The following is a 19,466-nucleotide window of genomic DNA, read 5'->3' as shown; positions in this document are numbered from 1 at the left end:
TGAGGGAACACCGGCTCGGAGGAAAACCGGCGGGTGCATTTAAGATTAACAAAGCTAACTAAAAAATGAAGGCGGCCAAAGGGAATTCAATAACGGACCAGATCATTAAGAAAATCAGCGGTTTGGCGAGAATCTTCAGGTTAATTGATAAATTAGTTAATGATATTAATGTTCGATTATCGGCCATTGTTGATTGACGAAGCACCCGTGCGGTTTCCATTCTTGGTTCCCTCGGCCCCCATCACCAAGGCTGGGCCGAACAAAACAACAACAATAAGTGGATATCGAACATGCCAAACCTTGCCCGGGCCGCCCTGACGGTGCGCCCTGTTTCATCGCTCGTTCATCTGCTGGCCTGTCTCGGGCTGAGCCTGGGGGCTCCCACCTTGCGGGCGGAGGGCTTCATCGACGACAGCCACGGTACCCTGACCCTGCGCAATTACTACATGGACCGCGACTACAAGGACGACGGCGCCAAGACCGCGGCCAGGGAGTGGGCTCAAGGTGTGTTCATGAACGTCGAGTCGGGGTTTACCCCAGGCACGGTCGGGTTCGGCCTCGACGTGAGGGGATTGCTGGGCATCAAGCTCGACTCGTCGCCGGACCGAAGCGGCACCGAACTGTTGCCGGTGTCGAGCAGCGATAAGCGCGCGGCGGATGAGTATTCGCGCCTGGGCGTGACCGGCAAGCTGCGTTTTGCGCAAACCACAGTGAAGACCGGCGATGTGTCGATCTTCCTGCCGTTTGCCTTTGCCAGCCCGTCGCGGCTGCTGCCGCAGACCTTTCGCGGGACGACCCTCAGTTCCAAGGACATCGACGGTTTGACGTTGAACACCGGTTATATCGATCGCATCGCCCGGCGCGATTCCACCGACTACCAAGCGATGAGCATCGCCTCGCCCAACCGTCGTTTCAACGGTGCGGCGACTTCTTCCCACATGGCGTACGTGGGCGGTGACTACCAGGTCAACAAAGACCTCAGCCTGCGGGCTTATCACGCCGAAGTGGCGGACTTGTACCAACAGGACACCCTGGCGTTGTTGCATAACCTGCCCTTGGGCGACGGCGTCCTGACCACCGACCTGCGCAGTTTTTTCAGCGACGAAGACGGTGCGGCCAAGGCTGGAAAGGTGGATAACCGCAATGTCTCGGCGCTGGTCGGCTATCGCCTGGGCGGCCATCGCGTGAGCCTGGGCTACATGCATGCCAGTGGCGATACGGCCACGCCTTATGTGTCCGGCACCGAGCTGATGGGCTTGAGCGAAATGACCATGAGCTCGGATTTCCTCAATGCCAAGGAACGCACCTGGCAGGCGATCCATGACTACGACTTTGCCGCCGTGGGCGTGCCGGGCCTGCGGAGTCGGCTGCGTTATGTGCGTGGCGATCACATCGAACTGGCGGCCCTCAATGCCGAGGATCGCAAGGAGCGCGAGTTCCAGATGGAGCTGGGGTACGTGATCCAGGGCGGCCCGCTGAAAAACGTCGGGCTGCTGGCACGCAAATCGATCTATCGCAATAATTTCCCGGGCACCGCGGCATTTCGCGACGAGAACCAGACCCGGTTCCTGGTGACGTACAGCGTGCCGATCTGGTGAGTTTCGAGGTGCCTGGCTAGCTCTTGTGGGAGCAAGGCTTGCCCGCGATGAACGCACTGCGGTTTTTCAGAAATCGAGGTGCCTTCGTCGCGAGCAAGCTTTGCTCCCACATAGCGGGAGCAAGCTCCCTCGCCACAGGGGAGCGGTGTCCTTTATTGGTAAACCTTCTTCAACAACCGCAGCAACTCCTCACGCTCAGCCCCTGAGAGGGTCGCCGTGGAGTCGAGGTCGCTCTGCGCGGCGATTTGCTTGAGTTCCTTGAGCAACGTTTCGCCGGTCTTGCTCAGGAAAATCCCGTAGGAGCGTTTATCCGGCTTGCAGCGCACGCGCACGGCCAGGGCCCGGCTTTCCAGTTTGTTGAGCAGCGGCACCACTTGCGGCGGTTCGATCGTCAGGGCCTTGGCCAGGTCGGCCTGCATCAGGCCTGGATTCTGGTCGATGATCGCCAGGGCCGAAAACTGGGCAGGGCGCAGATCGTGGACGGCCAGCCGGCCAATCAGGTTCTGGAACAGTTTCAACTGGGCGCGACGCAGGGCGTAACCGATCAGGTCGTCCAGCGCGGAGTCCAGCGGCGCTTGCGCGTCGGTACCGGCGGCCAGGGGCTCGGCGGGTTCGGCAAGCTTGGAAGACTTGGCCATCGAAGTGAACTTCCTCAAGGTAAGTGGTTAACAAGGCTATCCAGTTTGCCGGGGTTGCGGCGCCCTGGCTATGGGGTCGCGCATATTCGAGATTTGTAACCCTCGATCCAGGCCCGGAAAAATACAGATAAATCGATTAATAGTTAATTGACATAACTAATTTTCCGGTTTAGTTTTTGATCATCTTCAGCCAAGAACAAGAGAGCACGCATCATGAGCAATTACGAAGGTCGCTGGAAAACGGTCAAGGTCGAAATCGCGGAGGGCATCGCCTGGGTCATCCTCAATCGCCCGGAAAAACGCAACGCCATGAGCCCGACCCTCAACCGCGAGATGATCGACGTGCTCGAGACCTTGGAGCAGGATCCGGCCGCTGGCGTATTGGTGCTGACCGGGGCCGGTGATGCCTGGACCGCTGGCATGGACCTCAAGGAATATTTCCGCGAAGTGGATGCCGGGCCGGAAATCCTCCAGGAAAAAATCCGTCGTGAAGCGTCGCAATGGCAGTGGAAGCTGCTGCGCATGTACGCCAAGCCAACCATCGCCATGGTCAACGGCTGGTGCTTTGGTGGCGGTTTCAGCCCGCTGGTGGCGTGCGACCTGGCGATCTGCGCCGACGAAGCGACCTTCGGGCTCTCGGAAATCAACTGGGGCATCCCGCCGGGTAACCTCGTCAGTAAGGCCATGGCCGATACCGTGGGCCATCGCCAATCGCTGTACTACATCATGACCGGCAAGACCTTCGGCGGGCAGAAAGCCGCCGAGATGGGCCTGGTCAACGAAAGCGTGCCCCTGGCGCAACTGCGTGAAGTCACCGTGGAGCTGGCGCGCAACCTGCTGGAGAAGAATCCGGTGGTGCTGCGAGCCGCCAAGCATGGTTTCAAGCGCTGCCGCGAGCTGACCTGGGAGCAGAACGAGGATTACCTGTACGCCAAGCTCGACCAGTCGCGCCTGCTCGACACCGAAGGCGGCCGCGAGCAGGGCATGAAGCAGTTCCTGGACGACAAGAGCATCAAGCCTGGCTTGCAAACCTATAAGCGCTGAAACGACAGGCGAATGGCAGGCCGCATCCCGCTGTTCGCTGCGTCGCCCTGGCGCTACTGTTACACCGCTGCGATGTATTCCCGATAAAGACAATAAAGAGGAATCACCATGCTGGACGTGCCCCTGTTGATTGGCGGCCAGTCGTGCCCGGCCCGTGACGGCCGGACCTTCGAACGCTGCAACCCGGTGACCGGTGAGGTGGTGTCTCGCGTGGCCGCCGCCACCCTGGAAGATGCCGACGCCGCCGTGGCCGCAGCCCAAGCGGCGTTTCCCGCCTGGGCCGCGCTGGCACCCAACGAGCGCCGGACGCGGCTGTTGCGTGCCGCCGAGCAGTTGCAGGCCCGCAGCAGTGAATTCGTCGCTGCTGCCGGCGAGACCGGTGCCATGGCCAATTGGTACGGTTTCAACGTGCACCTGGCGGCGAACATGCTGCGCGAAGCCGCTTCCATGACCACCCAGATCAATGGCGAAATCATTCCTTCGGACGTGCCTGGCAGTTTCGCCATGGCCCTGCGTCAGCCTTGCGGCGTGGTACTGGGCATCGCCCCCTGGAATGCCCCGGTGATTCTCGCCACCCGCGCCATCGCCATGCCCCTGGCTTGCGGTAACACCGTGGTGCTCAAGGCTTCTGAAATAAGCCCGGCGGTGCACCGGCTGATCGGCCAGGTGTTGCAAGACGCCGGGCTGGGTGACGGTGTGGTCAACGTGATCTGTAACGCACCTGCCGATGCGCCGGCCATCGTCGAGCGGTTGATCGCCAACCCGGCGGTGCGCCGGGTCAATTTCACCGGTTCGACCCACGTCGGGCGCATCGTCGGCGAACTGTCGGCGCGCCACCTCAAACCCGCGTTGCTGGAGCTCGGTGGCAAGGCGCCGCTGCTGGTGCTGGACGATGCTGATCTGGACGCCGCGGTGCAAGCAGCGGCCTTCGGCGCCTACTTCAACCAGGGCCAGATCTGCATGTCCACCGAGCGACTGATCGTCGATGCCCGTGTGGCGGATGAGTTCATCGCCCGCTTGACCGCCAAGATCGCCACCCTGCGCGCCGGCGATCCGGCGGCCGGCGATTCGGTGCTGGGCTCGTTGGTTGACGTCAGTGCCGGCCAACGCATCAAGGGGCTGATCGACGATGCCCTGGCCAAAGGCGCAACACTGGTCACGGGGGGGCAGTTGGAGGGCAGCATCCTGCAACCGACCTTGCTCGACGGCGTCACTGCGCAGATGCGCCTGTACCGCGAAGAGTCCTTCGGGCCGGTGGCCGTGCTGCTGCGCGGTGACGGCGATGAAGAGCTGCTGCGCCTGGCCAACGATTCCGAGTTCGGCCTGTCGGCTGCCATCTTCAGTCGCGACACGAGTCGTGCTCTAGCCTTGGCCCAGCGGGTCGAGTCGGGCATTTGCCACATCAACGGGCCGACCGTGCATGATGAGGCGCAAATGCCCTTCGGCGGGGTCAAGTCCAGCGGTTACGGCAGCTTTGGCGGCAAGGCGTCCATCGAGCATTTCACCCAGCTGCGTTGGGTGACTTTGCAGAACGGTCCCCGGCATTACCCGATCTGAAACCCGTCGCATCGCGGGCGATCGAGCCTTGAAGGCCATCGCCCCGATGCAGGCCAGAATAACAATGACAAGGCCGCAGCCCCGTGCTGCCACGCTCCGCTCGCATCGCGACCCGAGTGTGCCTTGGTGGAGGAAATGTACGTGAGTTCCGAGTCCAGATCGTCCTCCCGACCCGAGGCCGGGCGGTATCGCCAGGTGTCGATTGGTCATCCTGCCGTCGAAGTCCGGGAAGAGCGTGGCATCTTGCACATGCGCTCCCTGGAACCCCTGGCCCCGCTGCCGGCGCGGTTGCTCGATCGCCTGGTGCACTGGGCCGAGGTGCGCCCAGAGCAGACGTTCATCGCGGCCCGTGAAGCCGGCGGTGACTGGCGTCGAGTCAGTTATGCGCAAATGCTCGACAGTGTCCGGGCCATCGCCCAAAGCCTGCTCGGTTACGGTTTGTCGGCTGAAAAACCCTTGGCGCTGCTCTCCGGCAACGACATCGAGCACCTGCAAATGGCCCTCGGCGCGATGTACGCCGGTATTCCCTATTGCCCGGTATCGCCAGCCTATTCATTGCTGTCCCAGGATTTCGCCAAGCTGCGCCACGTCTGCGATCTGTTGCAGCCGGGGCTGGTGTTTGTCAGTGAAGCCGCACCGTTCGAGCGGGCGATCACCGCCGTATTGCCAGCGGACGTGCCCTTGATCACGGTGCATGGCGAGATGGCCGGTCGGCCCAGGACAAGCTTCGCCAGCCTGCTGGCCCAACCCGGCTGCGTCGAAGCCGAGCAGGCGTTCGCCGCCACTGGCCCGGACAGCATCGCCAAGTTCCTGTTTACCTCAGGCTCCACCAAGCTGCCCAAGGCCGTGATCACCACCCAGCGTATGCTTTGCGCCAATCAGCAGATGCTGTTGCAGACCTTTCCGGTGTTCGGCGAGGTGCCGCCGGTGCTGGTGGACTGGCTGCCGTGGAACCACACGTTCGGCGGTAGCCACAACGTCGGCATCGTGCTGTACAACGGCGGCACGTTCTACCTGGACGACGGTAAACCCACTGCCCAGGGCTTCGCCGAAACCTTGCGCAACCTCAAGGAAATTTCACCGACCGCCTACCTGACCGTGCCCAAGGGCTGGGAGGAACTGGTCAACGCCCTGGAGCGGGATGGGGAGTTGCGCGAGCGCTTTTTCAAGCGCATCAGCCTGTTCTTCTTCGCCGCGGCGGGCCTTTCCCAAAGCACCTGGGACCGACTCGACAAGGTCGCCGAGCAGCATTGCGGCGAACGTATCCGCATGATGGCGGGCCTGGGCATGACCGAGGCGGCGCCGTCCTGCACCTTCACCACCGGGCCGTTGTCCATGGCCGGCTACATCGGTCTTCCAGCGCCTGGCTGCGAGGTGCGCCTGGTGCCGGTGGACGGCAAGTTCGAAGGGCGTTTTCGCGGTCCGCACATCATGCCCGGCTACTGGCGCTCGCCGCAGCAAACGGCCGAGGTATTCGACGAGGACGGTTTCTACTGTTCGGGGGATGCGATCAAGCTGGCCGATGCCAGCCATCCGCAACTGGGGCTGATGTTCGATGGGCGGATTGCCGAGGATTTCAAATTGTCTTCCGGTGTGTTCGTCAGCGTCGGGCCGTTGCGCAACCGGGCGGTGCTGGAGGGCACGCCTTACGTGCAGGACCTGGTGATCACCGCACCGGATCGCGAGTGCCTGGGGGCGCTGGTGTTCCCACGGCTTGCTGAATGCCGGCGCCTGTCAGGCCTGGGCGCGGACGCCAGTGACGCCCAGGTCCTCGCCAGCCCGTCGGTACGTCAATGGTTCGCCGACTGGCTGCAACGCCTGAATCGCGAAGCCAGCGGCAACGCCAGTCGCGTGGAGTGGATCGCCTTGCTCGATGAGCCAGCCTCCATCGACCGCGGTGAAATCACCGACAAGGGCTCGATCAACCAACGGGCGGTGTTGCAGTGGCGGGCGGGGAAGGTCGAGGCGCTGTATCGCGGGGAGGATGCGTCGATCCTGCGGGCGGGGACGTTGGGCTAAGCACAAAGCCATGTGGGAGCGGGCTTGCTCGCGAAGACGGTCTATCAGTCAAGGATAATGTCGACTGACACACCGCCTTCGCGAGCAAGCCCGCTCCCACAGTGGATTTGTGGTGTAGGCAATATTTGTGTGCGCCACCGGCCCCTATGGGAGTCGGGCTTGCCCGCGCACAGGTCGTGATGTTTAACGCCGCCCCAGCAGCAAGCCCACCACCAGCCCGAAACCGGCGGAAATCGCCACGGTCTGCCAAGGGTGGCCGCCAATATAGACCTCAGTGGCATCGACCATCGGACGGGTACGCTCCCGTGCGCTGGCGACCGAATCAAGCGCTTGTTGCAGTTTCTGGGAGATCTGGCCGCGCAGGTCGTCAGCTTCTTCACCCACCAGCGAGGCACTGCTTTTGAGCAGTTTCTCCGATTCCTCGATCAACGCCTTCAGTTCGCTGAAGGCTTGATCCTTGATTTGCTCTCCATTCGCTTGAACGGTGCTTTTACGGGCCATTGAAGTGCTCCTTGTTGATGATGGCATTGATCAATGGAGTGCTGCGCTTGTGCAAAAGTTGCAACGTTTGGCCTTGTCGGCGCAGCCCATCACAAATCGTGGTTAAGACGTTTCCCTGCAAGGTGTAAGATGGCGCCTATTTACGCAACAGGTAATTCCCATGAGCTTCAATCTGGCTGACAAGCCCCTGGCCGAGCGCGCCGCGCTGGAAGACGAAAAATCCCGACTCTTTGAACTGTGGCAAAACAATCTGGGCAAAGCCAAGGGCGATGCTGCCCGCTTGTTCGGCGAGCGCTCCAAACGCAAGGGCAAGTGGGCCGAGTGGGTGCGTGCCGAACTGGACGGCATGTCGCCGCCGGAGTACGCCAACATGGTGCGCAGTGAAGTCAATCGACTGATGGCTGCCAACAAGTAAGACTTAGGCGAATGTTGCCGTAATGGCCTCGCGAACCTTGATCACCGCTGGGTCCATTTGCGTGTGGGTTCGCCATCCCAGTTCGATGGGGTAGCGGGGCAAGGCCAGGGGGCAGGGCAGCAAGGCCAGGCCGCTGAGGTCGGCGATGGCCCGGGCGGCATGGGCCGGAATCGTCGCCACCGCCTGGCTGCCCTTGAGCAGGAACGGCAACGCGGCAAAGTGGGTGGTCGAGGCACAGACTCGTCGACTCAGGCCAAGCCCGGCCAGCCCTTCATCGGTGATGCCGATGAAGCCCCCCGAAGACACCAGCAGATGCTCGCGGGCCACGAACGCCTCCAGGCTGAGGGATTGTTGGCCCTGCGCCAGGCTCGCCGGGTCCAGGAGGCAGGCGTAATCGCCTTCACCCAACACCTGGCGGCTGAGCAACCGCTGGGCGAAACCGCCCGCCGTGATCGCCAGATCAAGGTCGCGCTCCATCAGGGCCCGGCCGACGATCTGACTGTGGGTCTGGCGGAAAATCAAGCGCAGGCCAGGTGCGCGTCGGGCCACTTCGTCTATCAGGCGACGCCCATGGGCAATCTCGAAATCGTCCGACAGGCCAACGATGACCGAACGGCCTTCGTAATGGCTGGCACCCGGGTCGACCATCGCCAGGCTCTGGCGACATTTATCCAGTGCTTCACTGATCACCGGCTTCAGTTGATTGGCCCGCAACGTTGGCGCCAGGCCCCGGCCCGTTCGCACGAATAATTGATCGTCATACACCGCGCGAAGCCTGCTCAGCGCCGCGCTGATGGCCGACTGGGTCACGCCCAGGCGCACGGCGGCGCGGCTGGCGCTGGATTCGTCATGCAGGGCTTCGAAGGTCTTGAGCAGATTGAGGTCGATGTCGGCGATATTCATAAGGCTCATATCATTTAGCAGCATTCTGGGCTTTATTCATGATCGGCCGCGGCTTGAGAATCAGCAACACCTGATGATCAAGGAGTTGAAAAACCATGCCCAAATCCATTGTGGCTGCCCTGCAGATCGGCTCGTTGCCCGGCGGCAAGGGCGAGACCCTGGCACAGATCCTTTCCTACGAAGAGGCCATTCGCGAGGCTGGCGCGCGCCTGGTGGTGATGCCTGAAGCGCTGTTGGGTGGCTATCCCAAGGGCGAGGGGTTCGGGACGCAACTGGGTTACCGGTTGCCGGAGGGGCGCGAGGCGTTTGCCCGCTATTTTGCCAATGCCATTGACGTGCCCGGCGTTGAAACCGACGCGCTGGCCGGGCTGTCGGCGCGTACGGGGGCGAGCCTGGTGCTGGGCGTCATCGAGCGTGTCGGCAGCACCCTGTACTGCACCGCGCTGTATTTCGAACCCGATGCGGGCCTGGTGGCCCGGCACCGCAAGTTGATGCCCACTGGCACCGAGCGGCTGATCTGGGGCAAGGGCGATGGGTCGACCTTGCCCGTGATCGACAGCCAGGTCGGCCGGGTCGGCGCGGCGGTGTGCTGGGAAAACATGATGCCGCTGCTGCGCACCGCGATGTACGCCAAAGGAGTGGAAGTCTGGTGTGCGCCAACGGTGGATGAGCGGGAGATGTGGCAGGTGACCATGCGCCATATCGCCCACGAAGGTCGTTGTTTTGTGGTCAGTGCCTGCCAGGTCCAGGCCTCGCCGCAGGCCCTGGGCATCGAGGTCGCACACTGGCCGGCCGAGCGGCCGTTGATTGCTGGCGGCAGTGTGATTGTCGGCCCGATGGGCGACGTGCTGGCCGGGCCGCTGAAAGACACCGCCGGGTTACTGACCGCTGAAATCGACACCGATGAACTGGTGCGGGCGCGCTACGACTATGACGTGGTCGGGCATTACGCCAGGCCGGACGTGTTCGAGTTGGTGGTGGACGAGCGCGCCAAGCCCGGCGTGCGCTTCACCGCCTGATCACCAGTTGGCGGCGGAGCCCGGCAGGTCCAGGGTTCCGCGGTCGACGAAGCGTAGGGTGCCGAACACGCCGCCGGCGAGCTTGCCCTTGAGCACGTAGGGCAGGTTATCCAGGCTTTGGGTCTGGCTCAGACCCAGGGTCTGGCGCAACACGGAAAACGCCGAAATGCTCACCGGCACGCTCAGGATCGCTTCGGAAAAACGCGGAATCGAACCGCTCTGGTCACTGACCCCCGTCGCCAGCGTACGGCCGTTGACCTCCAGGTCCAGCGCCACGCCGTTGTAGTCGATGGCGGTTTCGTTGGGGTTCTGCACGCGCAGTTTCACGGCGAAACGCACCTCCAGGCCCTGGTTGGGCAATGGCTCGATGCCGACCACGTTGATGTTCAGCGGGTCACGGTGCGGGAAGAGGGCGCAGGCGCTCAGGCTGAGCAGTATCAGGAAAACGGAAAGGCCGAGGATTCTGCGCATGGATAGACTCTCGAGGAAGGGAAAAACTCGGAAACGATTGAGTACGATAACCCACAGCGGCCCCATGACAACGGCAAACCACCCTGTGGGAGCAAGGCTTGCCCGTGATGAAGGCGATGCGGTCTTTCAGGGGCCGAGGTGTCTGTTTCGCGAGCAAGCTTTGCTCCCACAGCCTTGCGGGGCAGATTCCACCTTGCTCTGGATCCGAACAAGGTTCATGGCTCCTGACAGTTTCTGACACCAGCCTCTGCTAATCTGCGTCATCTTTTTCTTTGCGGACTGTCCATCGTGTCGCGTACCACTCGTCTGCTCACTTTGCTGCAAGTCCTGCGGGGCAAGCGTTGCCCGGTCACCGCTGCGACGTTGGCGGGCGAACTGAACGTCTCCGAGCGCACCTTGTACCGCGACATTGCCGAACTCACAGCCCTCGGTGCACCGATCCAGGGCGAGGCGGGCATTGGTTATGTATTGCGCAGTGGCCTGTTCCTGCCGCCACTGATGTTCACCGCCGATGAAATCGAGGCCATTGTGCTGGGCTTGCGCTACGTGGATCAGCGCGCCGACGAGGTGCTGGGCAAGGCGGCGGCCGACGCGCTGGCGAAGGTCGCAGCGGTGCTGGCGCCCGATGTGCGAGACGCGTTGCGCAACCCCACGGTGTTGCCTGGCCCGCCGGGTTATGGTTATCCGCAGAACACCGTGGAACTGAATGTCTACCGCCAGGCCATTCGCGCCCAGGCCAAGCTGCACATCGACTACGCCGACGTGAACAAGACCCCGAGCCAGCGCTTGATCTGGCCGCTGGCCCTGGGTTTTTTCAATGAGGCGCGGGTGGTGGTGGCCTGGTGCGAATTGCGCAGCGCCTATCGAACTTTTCGCACCGACCGGATTGCCTCTGCCACCGAGCAAGGCGAGCGTTATCCGGGCCGACGCAGCGACTTGCTGCGCGACTGGTTTGCGCTGATGAAACTGGACGAAACCGGGCGTTTCACTCCTGACAAAAACTGACACAGCGCTGGTCTAGCATGGTGCCAGATCGATAAAACAAGGAGCCGTATCATGTCCAATCCCGTCTCTTCCCTGGCCCCGGCCATCGCCGGCTACATTGCGGCCGCCAATGCCCGTGACAGTTCGGCGGCGATGCGTTTCTTCGCCGAGGATGCCAACGTGTTCGATGAAGGCCAGCACCGTGTTGGCGCCCAGGCCATCGCCCAATGGATGGAAGACACCGCCCGACGCTTCCAGCCACGTGTGGAAGTCCTCAATGTGCAGCAACGCACTGGCAAGGTGCTGGTGCAAAACCTGATCTCCGGGACATTCCCCGGCAGCCCGCTGGAGTTGCGTTATACCTTCCGGCTCGATGAGCAGGGCAAGATCAGTCGGTTGGATATCTCGATTTAGCATTCTGCACCCAGGTCTTGTGGAAGCATGCCCTGTGGGAGCAAGGTCTTGTGGGATCAAGGCCTGTGGGAGCAAGGCTTGCCCGCGATGAACGATAACGCGGTTTGGCTGTTGGACCGCGGCGCAACTATCGCGGGCAAGCCTTGCTCCCACAGGGCATACTCCCCACCTTCGTTTTCCGGACCCGGGCCGTATGACCTTCGATTCCCCCCTGAGCGCCTGGCAGCATGCCATCGAACACCACGGCTTCGTCCAGGACGAGGCCCAGGAATTGGCCATCATGGCGTTGGAGCAATGCCACACGGCGTTGCACGAAGGGCGCAAGTCGATCCGGGGCGTTTACCTCTGGGGACCGGTGGGGCGTGGCAAGACCTGGCTGATGGACCGTTTTTACGAAAGCCTCAAGGTGCCGGCCCGGCGACAACACTTCCATCATTTCATGGCGTGGGTGCATCAGCGTTCGTTCCAGCTCACCGGCACGCCGGATCCTTTGCAAGCCTTGGCCCGGGAGCTGAGCGCTGAAGTACGGGTGCTGTGTTTCGACGAACTGTTCGTCAACGACATTGGCGACGCGATCATCCTCGGGCGCCTGTTCCAAGTGATGTTCGAACTGGGCATGGTGATGGTCAGTACCTCCAACCTGCCGCCGGAAGAACTCTATGCCAACGGCCACAACCGTGAGCGTTTCCTGCCGACTATCACCGCGATCAATCGATATATGCAGGTTGTGCCGGTGAACGGCTGGCAAGACCATCGCCAGCACCCAGGCCAGTTACAGCAGCGTTATTGGCTGCGCGATCCCGGGCAACCTGATCCGCTGGCCAATGTTTTCATCCAGTTGACCGCCGGGCAAACGTCGAACAGCGCGCCGATCGAGGTCGGTCATCGCCTGCTTGAACCGGTCCAGGCCAGCGACAGCGTGCTCTGGAGCCGTTACTCCGACCTGTGCGAACAGCCATTCTCGGCGTTGGATTTCATGGCGCTGTGCGACCGCTTCAGCGTCATCCTGCTCAGTGATGTACCGTGCCTGAGCGCCGAACAGCGCGAAGGGCGCATTGCCCGTGGCACCGAGGACGGCGTCGAACGGGTCGCGGCGGGTGATCGCGAACTGCCGCAGTTGTCGATCCATGACGATGGCGTACGGCGCTTCATCGCCCTGGTCGACGAATGTTATGACCGCAAGGTGCCGCTGTACCTTTCGGCCCAGGTGCCGATGGATGAGTTGTACACCGAGGGCTATCTGCAATTCCCGTTTCGCCGTACGCTCAGTCGCCTCCAGGAAATGCAAATGCAACGTTTTGGTCAGCAGGTCTGACCTGTATCCCGCCGACGGCGTCGAGTCGCCGGTACTACCGAAGTGAGATGGAAGGTCATGGAAGAAGCCAAGGACATTCTTGTTCTACAAGCCAGCTACAGCAACCCGGTCCACGCCGAAGCGATCTGTCATGTGCTCAATGGCTATGCGCAGGACCCGATGGGAGGGGGGCATTCATTGCCGGCCGAGGTGCTGTTGCACCTGCCCGGGGAACTGGCCAAGCGCCCCCATGCTTTCAGCGTGCTGGCCTTCGTCAACGGCGAACCGGCGGGGTTGGTCAATTGCTTCGAAGGTTTTTCAACCTTTGCCTGCCGGCCCTTGGTGAACATCCATGACGTGGCGGTCATGCCGGCCTTTCGCGGTCTCGGGTTGAGCCAGAAGATGTTGCAGAAGGTCGAGGACATCGCCCGCCAGCGCGGTTGCTGCAAGATCACCCTGGAGGTGCTCGAGGGCAATGCCGTGGCCCAGGGCAGCTACGCCAAGTTCGGCTTTGCCGCCGGCATGTTCGACCCGGCCCACGGGCCTATGCAGTTCTGGATCAAGCCCCTGTAAAAGCGTGCATCTGGACGACTTCGGTTATTTCTGCACGACTTTAGTCAATGTCGACTTGGGCTGCATCAGGCTGAAGTCGATCAGGGCCTTGCGCGGGGCTTGATACGGGTTGCCGATGAGCAGCGGCCGGGCCTTGAAGTCATTGCTGACCAGGCTCTTGCTGTGGTCCAGCTCATCAAAGCTCAAGCCAGCCATGTCCGCCCAGGTGTGAATCAGGTGCGAGCTGCTGTAGGGCCGTGACAGGTCGCCGGCAAAGTTCCAGTCATGGCTTTCGCGCCATTTGGGTGACGCCCAGGCCATGAAGGGAATGGTGTACATCGGTGCGGTCGGCTTGCCTTCGTTGCGGCCCAGCGTGCCGTGGCCCTGCGAGTCGAACACGTCTTCACCATGGTCCGACAGGTACAACAGGAAACCGTTGGGGTCGGTCTTGGCGTAGTCCTTGATCAGGCTGGACACGACGAAATCGTTGTAAAGCACCGCGTTATCGTAGCTGTTGTAGGTCGGGACCTGATCATCACGCAGGCTCGCCGGTACGTCCTTGCGGTCGGTGAACTTGTTGAAGGTCGGCGGATACCGATACTTGTAGCTCATGTGGGTCCCGAGCAGGTGCACCACGATCAGCTTGCGCGGGGCGCTGTCGGCCAGGGCCTTGTTGAACGGCTCGATCACGTCGCCATCATACTGCGCGGCATTCTGGTTGCGGTTGTTGTTCAGGTACACCTGTTCGTCGGCCTGTTGGGAAAAGGTCGTGAGCATGGTGTTGCGCTTGGTCATGGTCTGTTGGTTGGTGATCCAGAACGTCTTGTAGCCGGCCTGTTTCATCATGCTCACCAGCGACGGTGTGCTCAGGTACAGGTCCGGGTTCTGTTCGTCGGCGAACGTCAGCACCTGCTGCAGCGCTTCGATGGTGTAGGGGCGCGGGGTGATGACGTTGTCGAACACCGACAACTGGTCCTTGAGCTTGTCCAGCTCCGGTGTGGTTTCCCGCGGGTAACCGTAGAGGCTCATGCGCTGGCGGTTGGTGGACTCACCGATCACCAGCACCAGGGTGGCCGGCTGGTCGGCCATGGCATCCTTGAGGTTGCGCAGTGGCGCAATTTTGCTGGCGCTGTGGAGCATGCCTTGCATGTTCTCCAACTGTTCACCGTAGTGACGATAGGCCACCAGCATCTGCCACGGCACCGCCGGCTCGATGCGATCTTCGAACTCCTCCAGGCCGTAGGCGAAGCTGCCGGTGCGCAGGGTCTGCTTGATCAACGGGTAGCCGACCACGGCAAGCACGATGACGGCTGCCGCCGCCATGGCCTGACCTCGGGGCAGGTACACCGGGCGCAGGCGGGTCCAGAGCCAATAGCCGACGGCGGTATGGGCCAGGAACGCCGCCACCATCCACCAAGCGAAATATTGTGTCAGATACTCGCCGGCTTCAGGCACGTTCGATTCGAACATGATGAAGATGACGCTTTGGGAAAACTCTTGCTGATAAATGAAGAAGTAGCCCAGGCTAGCCATGGAGCAGGCCCACAGCACCACGCCGATCAATGCGGCAAGCAAGCGTGTACGGGCGGGGAAGAGCAGCAGGGGTGCCAGCCATATCGCGCTCATCACGAATGCTTGGCGAAAGCCGGTGAAACCGGAGGTGTCGCTCAGCAAAATGAGCAGTTGGGTGATGCCCGAGAAATACCAGAAGAACAGAAACAGCCAGCCGAATCCGGCCCAGTCGAAACCTTTCGCTGTCGTTTTGCTGCGTTTGAACAAGCTCATCAAGCGCTCCAGCCCTTATCGACGAAGCTGTCGGCACCTGATTGGTGACCGCAGGCATACGCCGAGCAACCCTAAAGGCGCGGAGTATTGCGAGCCGGTTGTGAAAAAATTATGAGTTTTTCGGTTACAAAACGCAGGGAAGGTGATGAGCCGGTAGCACGACAGGCAAAGAAGCGCCCCACGCTGTGGCGAGGGAGCTTGCACCCGCTGGCCTTTGCCTGCAGGTGCTGTGTAGGAGCTGTGTAGGAGCTGTCGAGTGCAACGAGGCTGCGATCTTGCCCCAGACAGTTAAGTCTCAAGCGAAAGATCAATATCAAAAGATCGCAGGCTTCGCCAGCTCCTACCCTCTGGTGCGGTTACCGAGCCAGGGACTGGCTCTGGTGGGGCAGTTGTGCGTGTTGCAACTGCATGCGCAGCTGCATCACTTCATCAAGCAGTAGATCGCGTTCTTCCTTGAGTAGGCGCAATTCATCGCGACGAATGGTCACATAAAGGGTTTGGGGAGGACGTGCGGTAACGACAGGGCCCATTGCTCACCTCGCAAATGGCGTACATCAACTATAGAGATGTCGCCAGTATTTGGTCGACACCTCTACTATCGGCGCCGATTCTGATTTCTTTTGCTTGTGATTGGAACTTTTTTATTTTTCATGGTCGCTGTGGCTTCGGCCGGATCTTGAGCTTTATCCCTTGTGATCGCTCGAATTACCCGGAAACTATGCAGCAATGCTCTGGACTAACCTCCACGTGTCTTACGAGCTAAATCTTTGACTTACCTTTATTTGTAGTAGGGAGCATCAGCACATGCAACTCGGGATCATTGGACTGGGCCGCATGGGCGGCAATATTGCGCGGCGCCTGATGCTCAATGGGCACACCACCGTCGTCTATGACCGCAATGCCGCTTTTGTCGAAAACCTGCACCAGGAAGGCGCGATGGGCGTCGCGGACCTCTCGGCACTGGTCGCCGGCCTGGAAAAACCACGGGCGGTCTGGGTCATGCTGCCGGCCGGCGCACCCACCGAAGACACCATCAACGCCCTCAGCGAACTGCTTGAGCCGGGTGATGTGATCATTGACGGCGGTAACACGTATTACAAGGACGACATCCGTCGCGCCCAGGCCCTGTCGGAAAAAGGCCTGAGCTACATCGACGTCGGCACCTCCGGTGGCGTTTGGGGCCTGGAGCGCGGCTACTGCATGATGATTGGCGGTGAGGCCGACGTGGTGAAGCGCCTGGACCCGCTGTTCGACAGCCTGGCGCCGGGCATGGGCGACATCCCGCGCACCCGTGATCGCAAATCCGACGATGACCGCGCCGAACGTGGCTACATCCACGCGGGCCCGGCCGGTTCGGGGCATTTCGTGAAGATGATCCACAACGGCATCGAATACGGAATGATGCAGGCCTTCGCCGAGGGTTTTGACATCCTCAAGACCAAATCCAGCGAAAGCCTGCCGGCTGAGCAGCGTTTCGACTTGAACGTCGCCGATATCGCCGAAGTCTGGCGTCGCGGCAGCGTGGTGTCGTCCTGGTTGCTGGACTTGACCGCCGACGCGTTGGCCAGCGACCCGAAACTGGACGGTTTTTCCGGCGAAGTCGCCGACAGCGGAGAAGGCCGCTGGACCATCGAGGCCGCCATTGAGCAAGCGGTGCCGGTTCCGGTCCTGTCCAGTTCACTGTTCGCCCGTTTCCGCTCGCGCCAGCAAAGCACGTACGGTGACAAAATGCTTTCGGCCATGCGCTTCGGCTTTGGCGGCCACGTGGAGACGCCGAAAAAATGACCTCGATCGCCAGTAAATCCAAGGCAGAACCTGCGCCGCCGACCACGTTGTTTCTGTTCGGTGCCCATGGCGATCTGGTCAAGCGTCTTCTGATGCCGGCGCTTTACCACCTCAGTCGCGACGGTCTGCTGGGCGATGGGCTGCGCATCATCGGGGTTGACCACAACGCCATCAGCGATGTGGATTTTGCCAAGAAACTCGAGGATTTCATCCGTAACGAAGCGGCGAGCAAGGGCGGTGATGCCAACCGCGCGCTCGACCCAGTGCTGTGGGCCAAGCTGGCCCAGGGCATCAGCTACGTCCAGGGTGACTTCCTCGATGAGAGCACCTACCAGGCGCTGGCGGCGAAAATCGCTGCCAGCGGCACCGGCAATGCGGTTTTCTACCTGGCGACCGCGCCGCGCTTTTTCAGTGAAGTGGTCAGCCGCCTCGGTGCGGCCGGGCTGCTTCAGGAGCAGGAGGGCGCCTTCCGGCGGGTGGTGATCGAAAAGCCGTTCGGCTCCGACCTGCCTACCGCCGAAGCGCTGAACGCCTGCCTGCTCAAGGTCATGAGCGAGAAACAGATCTATCGCATCGACCATTACCTGGGCAAGGAAACGGTGCAGAACATTCTGGTCAGCCGTTTCTCCAACAGCCTGTTCGAGGCATTTTGGAACAACCACTACATCGACCACGTACAAATCACCGCCGCCGAAACCGTCGGCGTGGAAACCCGTGGCAGTTTTTATGAGCATACCGGCGCCCTGCGAGACATGGTGCCCAATCATCTTTTCCAACTGCTGGCGATGGTGGCCATGGAGCCGCCAGCGGCGTTTGGTGCTGACGCCGTGCGTGGGGAAAAGGCCAAGGTTGTCGGGGCGATCCGGCCCTGGTCGGTGGAGCAGGCCCGGGCCAACTCGGTCCGTGGCCAGTACACTGCCGGTGAAGTCGGCGGCAAGGCGGTAAACGGTTATCGCCAGGAGGCCAACGTAGCGCCCGACAGCAGCACCGAGACCTACGTCGCCCTCAAGGTCATGATCGACAACTGGCGCTGGGTCGGCGTGCCGTTTTACCTGCGCACCGGCAAGCGCATGAGCGTGCGGGACACGGAGATCGTCATCTGCTTCAAGCCAGCGCCTTACGCGCAGTTTCGCGACACCGAAGTCGACGAACTGCAACCTACGTACTTGAGAATCCAGATTCAGCCCAATGAAGGCATGTGGTTCGACCTGCTGGCCAAGCGGCCGGGGCCGGCACTCGACATGGCCAATATCGAATTGGGCTTTGCCTACAAGGACTTCTTCGAAATGCAGCCGTCTACAGGTTACGAAACCCTGATCTACGATTGCCTCACAGGTGACCAGACGCTGTTCCAGCGTGCCGACAACATTGAAAACGGCTGGCGCGCCGTGCAGCCGTTCCTCGATGCCTGGCAGCAGGACGCGGCACTCCAGTCCTACAAGGCCGGCGAAGATGGCCCGGCGGCCGCCGAGGACTTGCTGACTCGCGACAATCGCGTCTGGCATGGCCTCGGATGAGTGATCTGCTGAAACACCCCATCCGGTTTTTACTCAGCGACATGGACGGCACCTTGCTGCTGCCTGATCACAGTCTCAACCAGCGCACCATTGAAGCGGTTCGCTCATTGCGTGAGGCCGGTGTGTTGTTCAGCCTCGCCACCGGGCGGCCGCCGCGGGCCATGTTGCAGCAGATCGAGGCCCTGGGCGTCGACCTGCCCACGGCGGCGTTCAATGGCGGCACGTTGGTTCATCCCGATGGCAGCTTTCTTGCCGTCCATTACCTGCCCCCCGAGGCCGCTCTGACCACGCTGGCCCTGTATGCCGATCAACCCGGCATCGAAGTCTGGGTATTTGCCGATGGCGACTGGCTGGTGCGCGACGCCAATGGTCCGATGGTACCGGTGGAGACGCGTGGCCTGGGCTACCCACCCGTAGAGGTCGAAAGCTTCGAGCCGTATCTGGAGCGGATCGACAAGATCGTCGCCACCAGCGCCAACACCGACCTGCTGGTGGAACTGGAAGCTCGGCTGCATCCGCTGCTCAAGGGCCAGGCCCAGGTGTCGCGTTCGCAACCGATCTACCTGGACGTGACGGCGATGAAGGCCAACAAAGGGGAAGCACTGTCGACCCTGGCAGCCTTCCTTGATGTGCCACTGGAACAGACGGCGGCCATGGGCGATGGTGGTAACGACCCGGCGATGTTCCACCGCGCGGGGTTGTCGATTGCCATGGGGCAGGCGGAGGAGGCGATCCGGCGTCAAGCGGATGTCGTGACCGCCGCCGTTATCGATGACGGTGCGGCGCTGGCGATCGAACGGTACATCTTGCCGCGATAGGATGCCCCGGCTTTTGTGGCAGGGGAATTTATTCCTACTGTGGGAGCAAAGCTTGCTCGCGAAACAGGCGCCTCGGTTCCTGATAGACCGCATCGCCTTCATCGCGGGCAAGCCTTGCTCCCACAGAGGGATCCCCTTGCCATCGATGTTCC

At 61.5% G+C, this 19,466-nt stretch carries 19 protein-coding genes; 13 read left to right on the top strand and 6 right to left on the bottom strand.

Annotated features, from left to right (window positions below):
* Positions 1-290: 290 nt before the first annotated feature.
* Complete coding sequence (locus tag AD662_RS16250) at positions 291-1,598, top strand: OprD family porin (RefSeq protein WP_053188807.1); 1,308 nt, start codon at positions 291-293, stop codon at positions 1,596-1,598.
* Positions 1,599-1,750: 152 nt separating this feature from the next.
* Here AD662_RS16250 and AD662_RS16245 read toward each other — a convergent pair whose 3' ends face one another.
* Positions 1,751-2,236, bottom strand: coding sequence for a MarR family winged helix-turn-helix transcriptional regulator (locus AD662_RS16245; RefSeq protein WP_014338127.1), 486 nt, complete (start codon positions 2,234-2,236; stop codon positions 1,751-1,753).
* Between the two features lie 213 nt (positions 2,237-2,449).
* On the opposite strand from AD662_RS16245, the gene AD662_RS16240 reads away from it, so the two are divergent.
* From AD662_RS16240 to AD662_RS16230, 3 genes are all read left to right on the top strand, one after another.
* Positions 2,450-3,280, top strand: a complete 831-nt coding sequence (locus AD662_RS16240; protein ID WP_053188803.1) for a p-hydroxycinnamoyl CoA hydratase/lyase — start codon at positions 2,450-2,452, stop codon at positions 3,278-3,280.
* A 108-nt stretch (positions 3,281-3,388) separates the two neighbouring features.
* The gene (locus AD662_RS16235) at positions 3,389-4,837 is read left to right on the top strand and encodes an aldehyde dehydrogenase (protein ID WP_053188801.1); all 1,449 of its coding nucleotides are present in this window, start codon (positions 3,389-3,391) and stop codon (positions 4,835-4,837) included.
* A 141-nt stretch (positions 4,838-4,978) separates the two neighbouring features.
* Positions 4,979-6,856: a feruloyl-CoA synthase gene (locus AD662_RS16230; protein WP_053188878.1), complete on the top strand. Its 1,878-nt coding sequence runs from the start codon at positions 4,979-4,981 to the stop codon at positions 6,854-6,856.
* A gap of 183 nt (positions 6,857-7,039) precedes the next feature.
* Here AD662_RS16230 and AD662_RS16225 read toward each other — a convergent pair whose 3' ends face one another.
* Complete coding sequence (locus AD662_RS16225; RefSeq protein ID WP_014338130.1) at positions 7,040-7,357, bottom strand: ElaB/YgaM/YqjD family protein; 318 nt, start codon at positions 7,355-7,357, stop codon at positions 7,040-7,042.
* A gap of 160 nt (positions 7,358-7,517) precedes the next feature.
* Here AD662_RS16225 and AD662_RS16220 point away from each other — a divergent pair, with 160 nt between their 5' ends.
* Positions 7,518-7,772, top strand: a complete 255-nt coding sequence (locus tag AD662_RS16220; RefSeq protein ID WP_003181187.1) for a hypothetical protein — start codon at positions 7,518-7,520, stop codon at positions 7,770-7,772.
* Positions 7,773-7,775: 3 nt separating this feature from the next.
* Here AD662_RS16220 and AD662_RS16215 read toward each other — a convergent pair whose 3' ends face one another.
* A complete protein-coding gene (locus AD662_RS16215) occupies positions 7,776-8,684 on the bottom strand; it encodes a LysR family transcriptional regulator (RefSeq protein ID WP_053188797.1) in 909 nt (302 codons plus the stop codon).
* An 86-nt stretch (positions 8,685-8,770) separates the two neighbouring features.
* Between AD662_RS16215 and AD662_RS16210 the strand changes: the two genes are divergently transcribed.
* Positions 8,771-9,694 carry a carbon-nitrogen hydrolase family protein gene (locus AD662_RS16210; protein WP_053188794.1) on the top strand — a complete coding sequence of 308 codons (924 nt, stop codon included), beginning with the start codon at positions 8,771-8,773 and terminating at the stop codon, positions 9,692-9,694.
* On the opposite strand, the gene AD662_RS16205 is transcribed toward AD662_RS16210, so the two are convergent.
* Positions 9,695-10,165, bottom strand: coding sequence for an LEA/WHy family protein (locus tag AD662_RS16205; RefSeq protein ID WP_014338133.1), 471 nt, complete (start codon positions 10,163-10,165; stop codon positions 9,695-9,697).
* A gap of 288 nt (positions 10,166-10,453) precedes the next feature.
* Here AD662_RS16205 and AD662_RS16200 point away from each other — a divergent pair, with 288 nt between their 5' ends.
* The 4 genes from AD662_RS16200 to AD662_RS16185 all read left to right on the top strand — a co-directional run bounded on the left by AD662_RS16200 (position 10,454) and on the right by AD662_RS16185 (position 13,430).
* On the top strand, positions 10,454-11,170 hold the full coding sequence (locus tag AD662_RS16200; protein ID WP_018601589.1) for a helix-turn-helix transcriptional regulator: 717 nt from the start codon (positions 10,454-10,456) through the stop codon (positions 11,168-11,170).
* A 51-nt stretch (positions 11,171-11,221) separates the two neighbouring features.
* Positions 11,222-11,563 carry a nuclear transport factor 2 family protein gene (locus AD662_RS16195; protein WP_014338135.1) on the top strand — a complete coding sequence of 114 codons (342 nt, stop codon included), beginning with the start codon at positions 11,222-11,224 and terminating at the stop codon, positions 11,561-11,563.
* Between the two features lie 193 nt (positions 11,564-11,756).
* Entirely contained in the window at positions 11,757-12,878 is a 1,122-nt protein-coding gene (gene zapE / locus AD662_RS16190; RefSeq protein WP_053188791.1) for a cell division protein ZapE, read from the top strand.
* 57 nt (positions 12,879-12,935) lie between these two features.
* Positions 12,936-13,430, top strand: coding sequence for a GNAT family N-acetyltransferase (locus tag AD662_RS16185; RefSeq protein WP_053180138.1), 495 nt, complete (start codon positions 12,936-12,938; stop codon positions 13,428-13,430).
* A gap of 24 nt (positions 13,431-13,454) precedes the next feature.
* On the opposite strand, the gene AD662_RS16180 is transcribed toward AD662_RS16185, so the two are convergent.
* On the bottom strand, positions 13,455-15,194 hold the full coding sequence (locus AD662_RS16180) for a phosphoethanolamine transferase CptA (protein ID WP_053188788.1): 1,740 nt from the start codon (positions 15,192-15,194) through the stop codon (positions 13,455-13,457).
* 356 nt (positions 15,195-15,550) lie between these two features.
* Positions 15,551-15,724 (bottom strand): DUF6026 family protein, encoded by a 174-nt coding sequence (locus AD662_RS29530; RefSeq protein WP_018601582.1) that lies wholly within the window; start codon positions 15,722-15,724, stop codon positions 15,551-15,553.
* A gap of 250 nt (positions 15,725-15,974) precedes the next feature.
* Here AD662_RS29530 and gnd point away from each other — a divergent pair, with 250 nt between their 5' ends.
* From gnd to AD662_RS16160, 3 genes are read left to right on the top strand one after another with little or no spacing between them, the layout of a single operon-like run.
* On the top strand, positions 15,975-16,979 hold the full coding sequence (gnd, locus tag AD662_RS16170) for a phosphogluconate dehydrogenase (NAD(+)-dependent, decarboxylating) (RefSeq protein ID WP_225919183.1): 1,005 nt from the start codon (positions 15,975-15,977) through the stop codon (positions 16,977-16,979).
* A complete protein-coding gene (zwf, locus tag AD662_RS16165; RefSeq protein ID WP_053188783.1) occupies positions 16,976-18,496 on the top strand; it encodes a glucose-6-phosphate dehydrogenase in 1,521 nt (506 codons plus the stop codon). Before gnd ends, zwf begins: the two co-directional genes overlap by 4 nt.
* Complete coding sequence (locus tag AD662_RS16160; RefSeq protein WP_018601576.1) at positions 18,493-19,314, top strand: Cof-type HAD-IIB family hydrolase; 822 nt, start codon at positions 18,493-18,495, stop codon at positions 19,312-19,314. The genes zwf and AD662_RS16160 overlap by 4 nt, the downstream gene beginning before the upstream one ends.
* Positions 19,315-19,466 lie beyond the last annotated feature (152 nt).

The sequence above is a fragment of the Pseudomonas kilonensis genome, from assembly GCF_001269885.1.
GTDB lineage: Bacteria > Pseudomonadota > Gammaproteobacteria > Pseudomonadales > Pseudomonadaceae > Aquipseudomonas > Aquipseudomonas kilonensis.
Note: the sequence above shows the minus strand (reverse complement) of the source record. Positions and strands in the feature narration are given on the sequence as shown.

Excerpts from the sequence above, each read along its gene's own strand:
- AD662_RS16205 (WP_014338133.1), bottom strand. The coding sequence starts at position 10,165 with ATGCGCAGAATCCTCGGCCTTTCCGTTTTCCTGATACTGCTCAGCCTG.
- AD662_RS16225 (WP_014338130.1), bottom strand. The coding sequence starts at position 7,357 with ATGGCCCGTAAAAGCACCGTTCAAGCGAATGGAGAGCAAATCAAGGAT.
- AD662_RS16210 (WP_053188794.1), top strand. The coding sequence starts at position 8,771 with ATGCCCAAATCCATTGTGGCTGCCCTGCAGATCGGCTCGTTGCCCGGC.
- AD662_RS29530 (WP_018601582.1), bottom strand. The coding sequence starts at position 15,724 with ATGGGCCCTGTCGTTACCGCACGTCCTCCCCAAACCCTTTATGTGACC.
- zapE (WP_053188791.1), top strand. The coding sequence starts at position 11,757 with ATGACCTTCGATTCCCCCCTGAGCGCCTGGCAGCATGCCATCGAACAC.
- AD662_RS16250 (WP_053188807.1), top strand. The coding sequence starts at position 291 with ATGCCAAACCTTGCCCGGGCCGCCCTGACGGTGCGCCCTGTTTCATCG.
- AD662_RS16235 (WP_053188801.1), top strand. The coding sequence starts at position 3,389 with ATGCTGGACGTGCCCCTGTTGATTGGCGGCCAGTCGTGCCCGGCCCGT.
- AD662_RS16195 (WP_014338135.1), top strand. The coding sequence starts at position 11,222 with ATGTCCAATCCCGTCTCTTCCCTGGCCCCGGCCATCGCCGGCTACATT.
- AD662_RS16245 (WP_014338127.1), bottom strand. The coding sequence starts at position 2,236 with ATGGCCAAGTCTTCCAAGCTTGCCGAACCCGCCGAGCCCCTGGCCGCC.
- AD662_RS16240 (WP_053188803.1), top strand. The coding sequence starts at position 2,450 with ATGAGCAATTACGAAGGTCGCTGGAAAACGGTCAAGGTCGAAATCGCG.
- AD662_RS16185 (WP_053180138.1), top strand. The coding sequence starts at position 12,936 with ATGGAAGAAGCCAAGGACATTCTTGTTCTACAAGCCAGCTACAGCAAC.
- AD662_RS16160 (WP_018601576.1), top strand. The coding sequence starts at position 18,493 with ATGAGTGATCTGCTGAAACACCCCATCCGGTTTTTACTCAGCGACATG.
- zwf (WP_053188783.1), top strand. The coding sequence starts at position 16,976 with ATGACCTCGATCGCCAGTAAATCCAAGGCAGAACCTGCGCCGCCGACC.
- AD662_RS16180 (WP_053188788.1), bottom strand. The coding sequence starts at position 15,194 with ATGAGCTTGTTCAAACGCAGCAAAACGACAGCGAAAGGTTTCGACTGG.
- AD662_RS16215 (WP_053188797.1), bottom strand. The coding sequence starts at position 8,684 with ATGAGCCTTATGAATATCGCCGACATCGACCTCAATCTGCTCAAGACC.
- AD662_RS16220 (WP_003181187.1), top strand. The coding sequence starts at position 7,518 with ATGAGCTTCAATCTGGCTGACAAGCCCCTGGCCGAGCGCGCCGCGCTG.